Annotated in this window: 13 protein-coding genes and 1 pseudogene; 8 read left to right on the forward strand and 6 right to left on the reverse strand. The window is 65.6% G+C overall.

What is annotated here, in order from left to right; translation table 11 throughout:
• Positions 1–41 precede the first annotated feature (41 nt).
• Complete coding sequence (locus C489_RS12305) at positions 42–1,211, reverse strand: NAD(P)/FAD-dependent oxidoreductase (protein ID WP_006431606.1); 1,170 nt, start codon at positions 1,209–1,211, stop codon at positions 42–44.
• Positions 1,212–1,331: 120 nt separating this feature from the next.
• Positions 1,332–2,252, reverse strand: a complete 921-nt coding sequence (gene rocF, locus C489_RS12310) for an arginase (protein WP_006431607.1) — start codon at positions 2,250–2,252, stop codon at positions 1,332–1,334.
• A 97-nt stretch (positions 2,253–2,349) separates the two neighbouring features.
• On the opposite strand from rocF, the gene C489_RS12315 reads away from it, so the two are divergent.
• Complete coding sequence (locus tag C489_RS12315; RefSeq protein WP_006431608.1) at positions 2,350–3,030, forward strand: metal-dependent transcriptional regulator; 681 nt, start codon at positions 2,350–2,352, stop codon at positions 3,028–3,030.
• 218 nt (positions 3,031–3,248) lie between these two features.
• A complete protein-coding gene (locus tag C489_RS12320; RefSeq protein WP_006431609.1) occupies positions 3,249–3,782 on the forward strand; it encodes an Rrf2 family transcriptional regulator in 534 nt (177 codons plus the stop codon).
• A 138-nt stretch (positions 3,783–3,920) separates the two neighbouring features.
• Here C489_RS12320 and gyrA read toward each other — a convergent pair whose 3' ends face one another.
• The 4 genes from gyrA to psmA all read right to left on the reverse strand — a co-directional run bounded on the left by gyrA (position 3,921) and on the right by psmA (position 10,089).
• Positions 3,921–6,407 (reverse strand): DNA gyrase subunit A, encoded by a 2,487-nt coding sequence (gene gyrA / locus C489_RS12325; protein ID WP_006431610.1) that lies wholly within the window; start codon positions 6,405–6,407, stop codon positions 3,921–3,923.
• Between the two features lie 184 nt (positions 6,408–6,591).
• A complete protein-coding gene (gyrB, locus tag C489_RS12330; RefSeq protein WP_006431611.1) occupies positions 6,592–8,523 on the reverse strand; it encodes a DNA topoisomerase (ATP-hydrolyzing) subunit B in 1,932 nt (643 codons plus the stop codon).
• A gap of 110 nt (positions 8,524–8,633) precedes the next feature.
• Positions 8,634–9,350, reverse strand: a complete 717-nt coding sequence (psmB, locus tag C489_RS12335) for an archaeal proteasome endopeptidase complex subunit beta (RefSeq protein WP_006431612.1) — start codon at positions 9,348–9,350, stop codon at positions 8,634–8,636.
• Complete coding sequence (psmA, locus tag C489_RS12340; protein WP_006431613.1) at positions 9,343–10,089, reverse strand: archaeal proteasome endopeptidase complex subunit alpha; 747 nt, start codon at positions 10,087–10,089, stop codon at positions 9,343–9,345. Before psmA ends, psmB begins: the two co-directional genes overlap by 8 nt.
• A 504-nt stretch (positions 10,090–10,593) precedes the next feature.
• Between psmA and C489_RS12345 the strand changes: the two genes are divergently transcribed.
• From C489_RS12345 to C489_RS12370, 6 genes and pseudogenes are all read left to right on the forward strand, one after another.
• Positions 10,594–10,860, forward strand: a complete 267-nt coding sequence (locus C489_RS12345) for a hypothetical protein (protein ID WP_006431614.1) — start codon at positions 10,594–10,596, stop codon at positions 10,858–10,860.
• A complete protein-coding gene (locus C489_RS12350; protein WP_006431615.1) occupies positions 10,857–12,113 on the forward strand; it encodes an NRAMP family divalent metal transporter in 1,257 nt (418 codons plus the stop codon). Before C489_RS12345 ends, C489_RS12350 begins: the two co-directional genes overlap by 4 nt.
• Before the next feature lie 170 nt (positions 12,114–12,283).
• Positions 12,284–13,063, forward strand: coding sequence for a sulfite exporter TauE/SafE family protein (locus C489_RS12355; protein ID WP_006431616.1), 780 nt, complete (start codon positions 12,284–12,286; stop codon positions 13,061–13,063).
• 52 nt (positions 13,064–13,115) lie between these two features.
• A complete protein-coding gene (locus tag C489_RS12360) occupies positions 13,116–13,538 on the forward strand; it encodes a universal stress protein (protein ID WP_006431617.1) in 423 nt (140 codons plus the stop codon).
• A 99-nt stretch (positions 13,539–13,637) separates the two neighbouring features.
• Entirely contained in the window at positions 13,638–14,165 is a 528-nt protein-coding gene (locus tag C489_RS12365) for an SPW repeat domain-containing protein (RefSeq protein WP_006431618.1), read from the forward strand.
• Between the two features lie 108 nt (positions 14,166–14,273).
• Positions 14,274–14,461: pseudogene (locus C489_RS12370) on the forward strand (hypothetical protein); the annotation flags it as partial.

The raw sequence follows: 14,461 nt of genomic DNA on the forward strand, positions 1-14,461 counted from the left end.
GAAGAAGGTAAAGCGGGAGGCTCAGGGACGAACAGCGTGGTCTACAGCGACGGCCAGGACTTTCGTGCCGCGTTCCACGAGGTGATGTCGGCGATCCAGCGGGCGGCGATCATCTTCTTCAGGTTCTGGGCCGGGAAGCCGCCGAAGGTGTCGACCGGCAGCGAGATGCCAAAGGCCGGCTTGACGCCGTGGGCGACGGCCTTCTCGCCGACGGAGATGACGGTCCCCTTGTCCTCGTGTTCCCAGGTCTTGAGCGGCCGGTTCTCGATCGCGCGGGCGATGTTCTCACCGGCGACTTCCGCGGCCTGCCAGGCGGCCTGTGCCGTCGGCGGCGCGGGCTGGTCGCCCTGATCGATGATCGCCGAGTCGCCGATCGCGAACACGCGCTCGTCGGAGGTCTGGAAGTTCGCGCCGGTGTTGACGCGGTTGTGTTCCTTCTCGAGGTCAGCGTCGTCTAAGGCGTCTCGGCCCGTGATGCCGCCGGTCCAGACGAGCACATCGTGATCGAGGGGCTCGCCCTCGTCGAACTCGATGTGGTCCGCGGTGGCCTCGGTGATCGGGTCGTCCGTGTGGATCTGGACGCCGGCTTCCTCGAGCAGGTCGCGCAGGGCCTGCTGAATTTCGGGGTCGTTCCCGGGGAAGATCTCCTCTAAGGCCTCGACGAGGTGGATCTCGATGGGCGCGCGGTGCTCGTCGCGGAACTCGGCGATCTCGCCGGCGGTCTGGATCCCCGAGAGCCCAGCGCCGCCGATGACGACCTGTGCGGGCTCGCCGCGGGTCGCCTCCCGACCGGCGTCTTTGACTGCTTCGTGGATCTCCATGGCGTCGTCGAGGCTCTTCAGGGTCAGGGAGTGTTCTTCGAGGCCGGGGATGCCGTAGTAGGCGGTCTGGCTGCCGAGGCCGACGAGGACGTAGTCGTACTCGACGTCGTCGCCGTCGGCGAGTTCGACGGTCTGTTCGTCGACATCGAGGCCGGTGACCTCGTCCTGGATAAAGCGAGTGGACGGGTCCGCGATCTGATTGACCGGGAACGTGATGTCCGAGCGGACGTCGGGGTCCCGAATCACGCGGTGGGACTCGTGCAAGACGAGGTGATAGTCGACGTCAGCGATCCACGTTAGCCGCGCGTTGTCCCCGAGCTCCGACTGGAGCCTGTTGATTGCACCGGTTCCGGCGTACCCGGCACCAAGCACGACGACGTTCTCTGTCATATACCACAGTGCGAAACACTATGATACAAAGCTGTTGAAACCGGAACCAGTGTGTCTACAGTTGCCATGCTGTCGATTCGGTCCGCACGCGGGACACCAACTGTCAGTGCCAGCCGCCGCTCAGAGGATGCGCTTTCCGAACGTGCTCGCAGTTAGTTCTGCCGCCAACGTCGCCGTCTCGTTGGCCTCGTCCAAGATGGGATTCACCTCGACGACGTCCATCGAACGGAGCACCCCGTCGGCCTCGTCGCGTCGGGAGAGGGCCTCAAGGGCGGCGTGGGCCTCCCGGTAGGTGACGCCGCCGCGGACGGGGGTGCCGACGCCGGGTGCCGTCTTCGGGTCGAGCCAGTCGAGGTCGAGGCTGACGTGGACGCCGTCGGTGCCGTCGGTCGCGATTTCGAGGGCCTCCTCGACGACCGTCGAGACGCCCCGCTGGTCGATGTCGGACATGGTGAAGGCGGTCATCTCGCTGTCGCGGATCAGTTCGCGCTCGCGCTCGTCGATGCTCCGGAGGCCGACGTAGGCGATCGACGACTCCTGGAGGCGAGGCGCGGGTGCCCAGTCGGTCTCGCCGAAGGCACCGCGGCCGAGGGCCGCGGCCAACGGCATGCCGTGGACGTTCCCGCTCGGCGTCGTCTCGGGCGTGTTCAGATCCGCGTGGGCGTCGAACCAGATCGCCCCGAGATCGGCCGCTCGAGCCGAACCGCCGAGCGAGCCGATCGCGACCGAGTGATCGCCGCCCAGCACGAGCGGAAACTCGCCGTCGGCTAGGGTCGCCGCGACTCGATCGCCGACCCGCGTACAGACGTCCTCGACCTCCCGCAGGAACTTCGCGGTCCCGCGGCTCGGCTGACCGGCGTCGGGATCTCGCTCCTCCGCGCGCGGCATCGACAGGTCGCCGTCGTCGATCGGCTCGACGGCCGCCCGCTCGAGGCCGTCGGCCAGACCGGCGTACCGGATCGCGGACGGTCCCATGTCGACGCCGCGGCGGTTCGCTCCATAGTCCATCGGCGCACCGATGATTCTGACGGTCCGTTCCATACGCCCGGTACACCGTCTGCCGGTTTGGTCGTGGTGGTCCCGCGGGCCTCCCGCTGGCGACAGCTTTAGGGTTAGACGTGTCTAAATCCGGACCAGCATGATGCTGAGCGACGTGATGGAAGACTACCTCAAAGCGATCTACCGGCTCCAGCGGGAGACCGACGACCGGATCAAGACCTCGGAGATCGCCGCGGAGCTAGACGTCACGTCGCCGACGGTCACGAGCATGCTCGACAAACTCGAGGAACGGGAACTCGTCGACCGCGAGAAGTACCGCGGGGTGACCCTGACCGACGAGGGCGAGACCGTCGCCCTCGAAATCGTCCGTCATCACCGGCTGCTCGAGGCCTACCTCACCGAACACCTCGATTACGACTGGTCGGAAGTCCACGCCGAAGCCGACCGGCTCGAACACCACATCAGCGAGGACTTCGAGGCCCGCGTTGCCGACGCCCTCAGCGAACCGACGGTCGACCCCCACGGGTCGCCAATCCCGAGCGCCGACCTTGAGCCACCCGAGCGGCCCGACGGGGAGTCCATCGCCGCCTTCGAAGCGGGCGATGTCGTGACCGTCGCCGAAGTCGCCGACCGCGACCCGGAAGTACTCTCCTATCTCTCCGAACACGGCGTCGAGCCCGGCGTCGAACTCGAAATACTCGAAATCGCCCCGTTCGGGATGGTGACCGCCCGCTCGAGCGACGCCGACGAGCCCGTGTCGCTGCCGGAATCCGTCGCGACCCACGTCTGGGTCGCCGAACCTGCGGAACCGGAACTGTAGCCGGCGATCGACACACATTCGAGAACAAACCTTCTCGACGGCGTCCCGCTCGAGGCCATTCTCATTCCATGGGTGAGGGGAGTAATAAAACGGATACCGATCTCCCGCGGCGGACCGAAAAGAAACACCTTCCCGTCCCCGATTCAAACGGCACAATACCGCCGAAACACTCCGGCTCACCCGCCGGGTTTAAGGAAACCAAATACGAATCATAGTCTATGTCATCCATCGAACTCACACCCAGCCAGAAGAAAATCCTCCGCGCGCTCACGAACCTCCACAAGGAGACCGAAGACGCCATCAAAGGCGAGGATATCGCCGAACAGGTCGACCGGAATCCGGGGACGATCCGCAACCAGATGCAGAGTCTCAAAGCCCTCCAACTCGTCGAGGGCGTACCGGGGCCGAAAGGCGGCTACAAACCGACCGCGGCCGCCTACGAGGCCCTCGAGATCCAGCAGATGGACGAGCCCGCGGCCGTCCCGATGCAACACGAGGGCGAACCCGTCGACGACACCATCATCGAGGAGATCGACCTCTCGAGCGTTCACCATCCGGAACTCTGCCGCGCTGAGATCCACATTCAGGGCACGCTGAGCGACATTCACGAGGACGACTCCGTCACCGTCGGCCCGACGCCGCTCTCGAAACTGCTCATCGAGGGCACCGTCGACGGCAAAGACGACACGAACAACATCCTCATCCTGCGGATCGACGACATGGTCGCCCCGTCCGAAGAACCGACTCACTGACTCGGCAGTCGTCTTCGGTCTCCGCTGTCTTCTCTAGCGTTTGCTCTTGCTCTTACGCTCGCTCTCTCTGTGGCTCTCGACGTGCTGCGTGAAAACGATCCGCGAGACGACTCGAAACGGGCTGGGTGTTCAGCGAGTTCAGTTCGCGTCGTCTGCGTCGGCAGCGTCGATAGCCGCCGACGCGGGAATGTCGTCGACCGCGGCGACCGCGTCGCCGTCGTCGACCTCCATGACGATCACGCCCATCGTGTTCCGCCCGACGGTCGAGATCTCGTCGACGCGGGTGCGGACGATCTGTCCGCGCTCGCTCATCATGACGAGCTGATCGTCGTCGTCGACCGCCTTGACGGCCGTGACCGGGCCGTTTCGCTCGCCGGTCTTGATGTCGATCAGCCCTTTCCCGTACCGGGACTGCGTGCGGTACTCCGAGAGCAGCGTCCGCTTCCCGTAGCCGTTCTCGGTCACCGTCAGCAGCGCCTGCTCGTCGCCTTCGTCGGTCGCGACCAGCCCCGCGACGGCGTCGTCGCCCTGCAGTTTGATGCCGTTGACACCGCGGGCGTTCCGCCCCATCGCGCGGACCTCGTCCTCGTCGAAGCGGATCGTCATGCCGCCCTCGGTCGCGATGACCAAATCCTGCGAGCCGTCGGTGACCTCGACGTCGACGAGTTCGTCGCCCTCCTCGAGATCGGCGGCGATGATCCCCGTCGAGAGAATGTTGTCGAACTCTTCGCCGGCGGTGCGCTTGACGTAGCCATTTCGGGTGGCCATCGTCACGAACTCGTCGTCGCCGAAGGCGTCGGTGTCGACGATGGCGGTGATGTCCTCGCCGGGATCGAGATCGAGGATGTTGACCGCCGATTTCCCGCGGGCGGTCCGGCCCATCTCGGGGATTTCGTAGGTCTTGAGCCGGTAGACCTCGCCCTGATTCGTAAAGCAGAGCAGGTAGTCGTGGGTGTTGGCCCGAAAGACCGTCGAGACGCGGTCGTCTTCCTTGACGTCCGCGCCGATGATCCCCTTGCCGCCGCGACCCTGGGGGTCGAAGTTCTCGATCGGCATCCGCTTGACGTAGTCGTCTTCGGTCATGACGACGAAGACCTCCTCCTCGGGGATGAGGTCCTCGTGGGTCACCGTCCCCTGGTCCTCGATGATCGAGGTCCGGCGGTCGTCGCCGTACTCGTCTTTGATCTCGCGGAGTTCGTCTTTGATGACCGAGAGCAGTTCCGACTCGCTCTCGAGGATCGTCTCCAAGCGCTCGATTTCGGCTTGGACCTCCTCGTACTCGTCTTCGATCTCGGCTGCCTCCATCGACGTGAGGCTGCCGAGTTGCATGCGAACGATGTGGGTGGCCTGCTCCTCGGAGAAGTCGTAACTCTCCTGTAGCGCGGTTTTCGCGGCCGACCGGTCCTCGCTGTTGCGGATCAGTTCGACGACGTTCTCGGCGTTCTCGACGGCCGTCAGCCGGCCCTCGAGGATGTGGGCCCGGTCCTCGGCCTCCGCGAGATCGTACTCGCTGCGCCGACGGACGACCTCGCGGCGGTGGGAGATGTACTCCTCTAAGGTCTCCTTGAGCGAGAGCACCCGCGGCTGGCCGTCGACCAGCGCGAGGTTGATGACACCGAAGGTTCGCTCGAGGTGGTTCTCGAGCAGTTTGTTCTTGACGACCTCGGCGTTCGCGCCGCGTTTGAGTTCGATAACGATCCGGACGCCGTTGCGGTCGGACTCGTCGCGCAGGTCGGAGATGCCCTCGATTTCGCCCTCGTTGACGTCCTCGGCGATGCGCTCGACGAGGCGGGCCTTGTTGGACTGGAAGGGGAGTTCGGTGATGACGATCCGCTCGCGGTTCGATTGCCACTCCTCGACCTCGAACTCGGCGCGCACACGGATGCGCCCGCGGCCGGTCTTGTAGGCCGAGTAGATGGCGTCCCGGCCGACGATGTTCGCGCCGGTCGGGAAGTCGGGGCCCTTGACGTGGTCCATCAGATCGTCGACGGTCGCGTTGGGGTCGTCGATCAGTTCGATGGTCGCGTCGATGACCTCGCCCAGATTGTGGGGCGGGATGTTCGTCGACATCCCGACCGCGATCCCCGAGGAGCCGTTGACCAGTAGGTTCGGGAACGCTGCCGGCAGTACGTCGGGTTCCTGCAGGCGGTCGTCGTAGTTCGCCGAGAAATCGACCGTGCCCTTGTCGATATCCTCGAGCAGTTCCTCGGAGATGGGGGACATCCGGGCCTCCGTGTACCGCTGTGCGGCGGCCGGATCGCCGTCCATCGAGCCGAAGTTCCCCTGGCCGTCGACCAGCGGATAGCGCATCGAGAAGTCCTGGGCCATCCGGACCAGGGTGTCGTAGATCGCGCTGTCGCCGTGGGGGTGGTAGTCACCCATCGTCTCCCCGACGATCGAGGAGGACTTCCGGTGACTGCTGCCCGAGGAGACGCCCATCTCGTGCATCGCGTACAGGATGCGCCGGTGGACGGGTTTCAGGCCGTCTTCGACCCGCGGAAGGGCCCGCCCCGCGATGACGGACATCGCGTAGTCGATATACGACTGTTCCATCTCGTCCTCGATACGGACGTTCTCTACGGCTCGCGCCTCTATATCGGTCGGTTCGGGTACGTCTGAGCTCATGTCTTCATCTGGTTTCGTGAGGTGTGTTGGTTGCGGGTGGTGTCAAGCACTGCATCCGTGAGCGAGTTCGCTGCGCGAACTCGCGAGCGGGCCGACGAGCGACCATCGGGAGCGAGGAGTGCTTTTCATCGACGTTTTGCCGAGGGTGCGCCGAAGGCGCACCCGCAGAGCAAAAGGTCGGTGGTTAGATATCGATCCACTCCGCCTCCGGAGCGTGATCTTTGATGAACTGCTTGCGGGGTTCGACGGCGTCGCCCATCAGGACGGAGAACATCTTGTCCGCCGCGGCCGCGTCCTCGATCGTGATCTGTTTGAGGATGCGGTTGTCCGGGTCCATCGTCGTGTCCCAGAGTTGCTGAGGGTTCATCTCGCCGAGTCCCTTGAACCGCTGGACCTGCGAGGGGTTGCCGTCGCATTTCTCCTCGACGATCTGATCGCGTTCGGCCTCCGTCATCGCGTCGTAGGTCTCCCCGCGGTACCGGATGCGGTACAGCGGCGGTTGGGTCGCGTAGACGTAGCCGCCCTCGAGCAGCGGGCGCATGTGCCGGTAGAAGAACGTCAACAGCAGGGTGCGGATGTGTGCGCCGTCGACGTCGGCGTCAGTCGCCATGATGATCTTCTTGTAGCGGACGTCCTCGATGTCGAACTCGTCGCCGATCCCCGCGCCGATCGCGGTGATCATGTTCCGGATCTCGTCGTTCTCGAGGATGCGGTCGAGGCGGTGTTTCTCGACGTTGAGGATCTTCCCTTTGATCGGGAGGATGGCCTGGAACTCCGGATTCCGGGCCTGCTTCGCGCTGCCGCCCGCGGAGTCGCCCTCCGCGATGAACAGTTCGGCTTCCTCCGGCTCTTTGGTCTGGCAGTCGGCCAGTTTGCCGGGCAGCGAGGTGGAGTCGAGCGCCGATTTCCGGCGCGTCAGCTCCTCGGCCTTCTTGGCCGCCATCCGGGCCTTTGCGGCCTCGACGGCCTTCATCACGATCGCTTGGGCGGTGTCGGGGTGTTCCTCGAAGTAGGTGCCCAGGCCCTCGTGCATGGCGCTCTCGACGATTCCCCGAACTTCGGAGTTGCCGAGTTTCGTCTTCGTCTGGCCTTCGAACTGGGGATCGGGGTGTTTGATCGAGATGACCGCGGTGAGTCCCTCGCGGATGTCCTCGCCCGAGAGGTTGTTATCGAGATCGGAGAGGAGATCGTTCTCGTTGGCGTAGTCGTTGACCGTTCGGGTGAGTGCGGTCTTGAATCCGGTGAGATGGGTTCCGCCCTCGCGGGTGTTGATGTTGTTCGCGAAGGCGTGGATCGAGCCCTGCAGTTCCTCGGTGGCCTGCATCGCGACCTCGATCTGGATGTTCTGTTCTTCGTCCTCGAAGTAGATGATATCCTCGTGCATCGCCGAGCGCGTCTCGTTGAGATACTCGACGAACTCGCGAATGCCGCCGTCGTACTCGTAGGTCTCGGCGACGGGCTCGTCGTCGTCGGTGTCGACGCGCTCGTCGCGGAGCGTGATGCGGACGCCGGAGTTGAGGAAGGCCAGTTCCCGAAGCCGGTTCGACAGCGTCGAGAAGGATATTTCGCCCGTCTCGAAGATACCGGTATCGGGCCAGAATCGGATCTGGGTGCCCGTCTCCTCGTCCGGTTCCATGTCGCGGACCCGCTCCATGTCGCCGACTGGTTCGCCCGCTTCGAACGCGTGGCGGAAGACCGCTCCGTTGCGTTTGACCTTGGCCTCGAGGCGTTCGGAGAGGGCGTTGACGACGCTGACGCCGACGCCGTGGAGGCCGCCGGAGACCTGATAGGACTTGTTGTCGAACTTGCCGCCGGCGTGGAGGACGGTGAGAATAACCTCGAGTGCAGGGCGGTCGTACTCCTCGTGGGTATCGACGGGGATGCCGCGGCCGTCGTCGGCGACGCTCACCGAGCCGTCCTCGTGGATGGAGACGGTGATGTCGTCGCAGTGGCCGGCCAGTGCCTCGTCGATCGAGTTGTCCACCACTTCGTAGACGAGATGGTGGAGGCCTCGAGAATCGGTAGAGCCGATGTACATCGCCGGTCGCTTTCGCACAGCCTCCAGGCCCTCTAAGACCTGAATCTGTCCGGCGCCGTACTCGCTTTCCTGGGACATGTAAAACCTGCTTTCGGGTAGCGCCCCCGTCCTAATAAAAGTCACGTGTACGCGCGCGAGCGCGAGCAGTCAGCGGCTGCCGAAGCGATCGACCGATCGCGAAACGGCCCTTAGATGACCGCGTCGAAGTCGTTGTGGCCCTGAATGTCGACGCCCTCCTCGGTGACCTCGGCGAGGAAGACGCCGTTACCCGAGCCGGTGTCGCGCTCGACGGCGCTCTTGATGGCGCGGGCCGCGACCGATTGCGCCTCGTCAAGTGAGAGGCCCTCCTCGTACTCCTGCTCGAGGAGGCCGTAGGCCAGTTGCATCCCGCTGCCGGTGACGGTGTAGTCGTCTGCCATCACGCCGCCGGCGGGGTCGATGCTGTAGACGTGGCTGCCCTCGCTATCGACGCCGCCGAGGATGGGGTTGATCGCGCGGAAGGGACCGCCGCGGGCGAAGTTCCCGGCCAGCGTCGCCAGCGCCTCGATCGGCATCGTCTCGCCGCGTCGGGACTCGTAGAGGTTGACTTCGGAGCGCAGCGTTCGGATGAACGACTGCGCGCCGCCGACCGAGCCGACGAGGGTCAGCGCCCCCGTCGGGTGAATCTGTTCGACCTTCTGGACGTCCTTGTTCGAGACGAACCGCCCGCCCAGACTGGCGCGCATGTCCGTCGCGATGACGACGCCGTCGTCGGTCGTGATGCCGATGGTCGTCGTTCCGGTCTTGTTAACGGTGTCACCGTGCTCGTCGCCTTGGGCTCCGTTGGGGAGCGAGCCGAGCTCGGGGTCGTACGGCGACGGGTCGGCGTCGCCCTGCGGGCCCGACGCGCCGGTCCAGTTATTCATCGCTCTCCTCCGTCTCCGTCTCGATCTCCGCGATGATCGACTCGAGGCGGTCGTCGTCGACCGACTGGAACGATTCGTCCTCGGTCGTGATCGTCGCGACGTCGACGTCCTCGGCGGCGACGACCTCGTCTTCGGGTTCGCTGAGCGCGCTCACGGCGAGTTCGAGGCCGCCGTCGACGTCGAGATCCTCGCGGTAGTTCTCCTCGAGGTAGCCCTGAATCACGTCGCGGTCGCCGCCGATGGCGGCCGCCTTCCACTCGTAGTCGGTGCCCGAGGGGTCGGTCTCGAACAGTTTGGGTTCGCCGTCCTCGATCCCACCGACGAGGAGGGCGACGCCGAACGGGCGCGCCCCGCCAGTCTGGGTGTACTCCTGAATGTGGTCGGTGACCGCTCGGGTCAGCGTCTCGACGCCGATCTGCTGGCCGTAGCGGAGCTGTTCGCCTTGTGCGCGGCGGCGAGCGAGATCGACGAGTTGGCGGGCGTCGGCGACGTGGCCGGCGCTTGCGACGCCGATGTGCTCGTCGGCCTTGTGGATCTTCTCGACGCTCGAGCGTTCCATGAGCGGCGAACTGACCTGCCGGTTGGCGGCGAGGACGACGCCGTCGGGCGTCCGGAGCCCGACGCTCGCAGTCCCCCGTTTGACGGCCTCGCGTGCGTACTCGACCTGGTAGAGGCGACCGTCCGGGGAGAAGATGGTGATCCCCCGGTCGTAGGCCTGCTGTTGGGATTGTCCTTGCATAGGTTTCGTTGGTCTTCACCTCGGGTAAGGGATAGTGATTTATAGGCCTTCTTCTGAAGGCAACTTCGTGCGTACTCTCCGCTTCACCCCGGATTCCCAAGAAGGTGATGCCGACACTCGTGCGTGATCGGTGACTCGGCGAGCCGTGGTCGACGAAACGAGACGCCCCCGTCGGCGGTCGAGACGGGGAGTTCGCGCCCGATTCCGGTACGAATCGAACCGTGTAGGCGTTCGTTGTCGCTCCGTGGACGCTCCGTCACCCGAGAGTGTCCGCTGGACTCACGTGTTGCACCGGGTAAATATCGGATTACTCGAACCAGCTGTCGAGGGGTCGTCTGCTATCTCAAGCTTTCCGCTCAAGCGGATCACAGTCGTTGCTTCGGGTACAGCATTCCGTCCCACAGTACACAGGTGAACTCTGCCCGGTCGCGCCGACTTGAGGCCCGCGACTGCGCGTGGCCTCGAGGGCACAGACACCTGCAACTTTTCGGACGACTACCACACATGGAAGACCACTGTATCGCGGTCGGTGCCCCTGTCGAAACGGCGAACGAAACCATTCCCCAACGCGGGCTCGTGCTTCCCCTCACGGCGACGTTCTTCGGGGCCGAGCCCGCGTCCGCGCTGAGAGAACCCCACGGGCAGTCCGGCTCTCGCCCGTCGAAGTCCTGCCCGCCGTCGGCCGACCGCCGATCGACGGCGTCCGAGCCGTCCGCTCGAGGCGCAGCGACCGCCGGAGCAGCGCTCGAACCTCGAGGTGATCGCGCATGAGCGGCGAGTCGGCATCTCCGTCGGAGTTCGTCGAGGCCATTCCCGGCGGTGAGGCGGTACACGGGGCGCTCTACAGATACGGGCTGGGAATCATGTTCGCTGCGAACGTGTTCGGAGCGGGATCGGTGTACATCCTCGCCGATACGGGTGCGAACTTCGCGTACTCCCTGTTGTGGGTGCTCCCGCTCGCGTTCCTCATCGATATCGCACTGCACGACATGAGCGCCCGACTCGCCGTCGCCGACGAACCGCTCGCCGAGTACATCCTCGACGCCGTTCCGATCGGGGGTCGACCGCTCCTCGTCGGCGTCTCGCTGCTGTCCGCGCTGTGGGCCGTGTCGAACTACGCCGTCGCCGGCGCGGCGCTCGCCTGGCTCGTTCCGTTCTTCGACAACGTGATCGTCGGCATCGTGCTCGCGGCCGGGTTCGGCGTCGGCATCGTGCAGATGAAGGTCTACGATCGGATCGAAGCGGTGATCGCCGTGATGGTGTTCGCCGTCTTCGGTTCGTACGGCCTGCTCCTCGCGGGGCTCGACGTTCCGTGGCAGTCCGTCGCAGCGGGGCTCCAGCCGGCGCTCGCAACCGACATCGGCTACCTCACTGCGGTCATCGCCCTGCTGGGGACGACGGTCTACTGGCCGAACTTCTTCATCCAGTCGAGCATCCAGCCGACGAAGGAGTGGTCGAACATCTGGGACTACCGTCGGGATAACGCCGCCGGAATCGCGACGACGCTCACCATCGGCAGCTTCGTGATGATCGTCTCGGCGGTCACCCTCTCCGAGGGGAGCATGACCCTGACGGGCCCCGGCGTCCCGCTCGCGGAGATCATCGGTCAGGGCGCGCTCGTCGTGTTCATGATCGCGGTGCTCTGTGCGACCATCACGTCGGCGACCGGGACGCTGTTCGGTGCCGGGTTCATCATCCCGCAATCGCTCGGGCGACACACGGTCTTCGGCGATACCGCGTTCCGACGAACGGTCATCGCACTGGTCGTCCTCTCGGCCGCGACCGCCCTGCCGATGCTGCTCTACACCGGGTTCGGCCCCGTCGAGATGGCGATCATCATGCCGGCCGTCAACGGCGCGATCGGGCTTCCCCTGACTGTCTTCGCCCTCATCGGTGCCGTCAACAGGTACTACGACATCGAGTGGTACGAGAACCTCGGCTTCCTGGCCGCGGGGATCGTGCTGCTGATCGGGAGCCTCCTGACGGTTCAGTCGCTCTACGAGACGATCATGGGCATTCTCTAATCGCGGATCGGCGTTCCCTTTTCCGCCGGGCCGACCGAGAGCGCACTCGGCCGAGTCCGGACGTTCGGTTTCGCGAGAGTGTATTCGACTATTTGATCGGGAGCTGACCCGAGGGGGCCGAAATCAGAAGAGTTAGTTCGAGTCCCACGGACCACTGGATACCCTCCCAGATGCTCGAGTTGCCCTTCGGTCCCTCGCTGGTCCTGTTGCTCGTCTCGATCGCCTTCTTCTCCGGCATCGGCATCACCACGATCGGTCCCGGTGGCATCTTCGTGACGATCGCACTGTACTCGCTGACCCCGCTGGCCTCGAGTCAGGTCGCTGGAACCGCCCACGCGACGTTCGTGGTCACGGGACTGGTCGGCAGCGCGGCCTACCTTCACTCCGGCGAGATGAACACCGGCGAGAGCCGCGCGATCGCGATCGTCCTGAGCGCCTCGAGCATCGCCGGCGCGCTCGTCGGGTCGTACGTGAACGCGTTTGTCCCGCGGTCGGTGTTCGGCGTCCTGCTCGGCGGGGTCGCGATGGCCGTCGGCGGGATCATCCTCTATCGCGAGCGGCGGGGCTTTAGCCCGGTCTACGACCTCGAGCCGCTGAGTCGGAGGGGGCGACTCGTCCTCGCGGGACTCGGGTTCGTCCTCGGGATCGCCAGCGGACTCCTCGGGATCGGCGGCCCCGTCCTCGCCGTCCCCGCCCTCGTCCTCGTCGGCGTCCCGATGCTGCTTGCCGTCGCCGTCGCACAGGTCCAGTCGATCTTCATCGCGGCGTTCGCAGCCACGGGCTATTTCCTGCAGGGGAACGTCCTCGTGCCGCTGGCCGTCGTCGTCGGCACGCCGCTGTTGCTCGGGGTTGTCGTCGGCTGGCGGGTCGCCCACGTCGTCGATCCCGAGCGACTGAAGGTCGCGCTGGGCGTCGTCCTGCTGGGCGTCGGGCCGTACCTCGCGCTCTGAGACGGCTCCTGCCGGACCCAGACTGAAGGCGACGGGCGTCGACACCCCGCCCGTGGCCCGCATCCTCGTTCCCTTCGACGACTCCGAGCCCGCCCGCGACGCCCTCGGATACGCGCTCGACCTGTTCCCGGACGGCGACGTGATCGTGCTGGTCGTCGTCGACACCACGTCGCTGCCGTTCATCCCGAACGCGGTCGACGACGAGTCGAGCGACGAGTCCCAGGAACTGCTCTCGGAGGCCGCCGACGTGCTCGAGACCGCGGAGTCGATCGCCGCGGACCGCGGGGTCGACGTCGAGACGCGAACGCGGCTGGGGACGCCGGCCCAGGAGATCCTCGAGTTCGCCGAGGGGGAATCCGTCGACCACGTCGTCATCGGCAGCCACGGCCGGTCGGGCGTCGCGCGAATCCTGCTGGGCAGCGTCGCCGAGGTCGTCATCAGACACTCGACGGTACCGGTCACCGTCGTCCGGTAACGGACTGGCGCGGCGAGCCAGACGGCCGCTGTCTGGACCCTGCAAACACGGGCAGCGAACTCTTTGCGCCGAGGGGCCGACCCCGACTCGAGAGCCACTATGAGCGAGTACGACGGCACGGCAAATCCCGAGACGCCGTGGCGGGGCGACGAGGACGGCGCGGCCGAGGACGACGCCCGCGGCGACGACGGGCTGACCGGCGGTGACAGAACGCCGCACGAACCGAACCCGGACGAACGGGGAAAAGGACTGTCGGCGGTCGCCGCTCTGCTCGGACTCGCGGTGGTCGCACAGGCCCTCGCCCTCGAGCTGGCCGCGGGCCAGTTCTGGAACGACGCGCTCGTCGGGGCGACGCTGTTCGTCGCCGGCGCGTACAACTACTATCGACGGTCGAACGAGGCGTTCGGGAGCATCGGCGTCGCGGCCCTCGTCGCGATCCTCGGACTGTGGCTCGTCGCGTCGCCGTTCCTGTTCGGCACGGGATCGGGCGTCGCCGAGACCGCGAACGACCTCGGTTTCTGGACCGACATCGTCGCCGGCCTGCTCGCGGTCGGGCTGGGGTCGTACGGTGCGTTCCGAATCCGAAAGCGCCGCCGGGACGTGGACGTGCGGCGGACGGCGACCTGATCCGCCGATACCGCTGCGTGTCGCGGTCGCGGCGAGTCCTCTCGCAGATCGTGACTGTGGCATACTCCGGCAAAATCCACTTATTCCCCGTTCTGGTAGGGTGGTCCGATGCTTCCGCTCGTCGCGATAGTGCTCGCACTCGTCGTCGGCGCGGTGATTCTCGAGATCGTGTCGTATCGAGCGCTCGAACGGATTCCCTCGGTCGCCACCGAGGAGTTTCCCGAGATCGATCGGGAGCTACTGGGGAAGTTCAGCAGCTTCGATCCCGAACTGGGCTGGTGTCCGCAGCCAAATCG

The sequence above is a fragment of the Natrinema versiforme JCM 10478 genome (assembly GCF_000337195.1).
Classification (GTDB): domain Archaea; phylum Halobacteriota; class Halobacteria; order Halobacteriales; family Natrialbaceae; genus Natrinema; species Natrinema versiforme.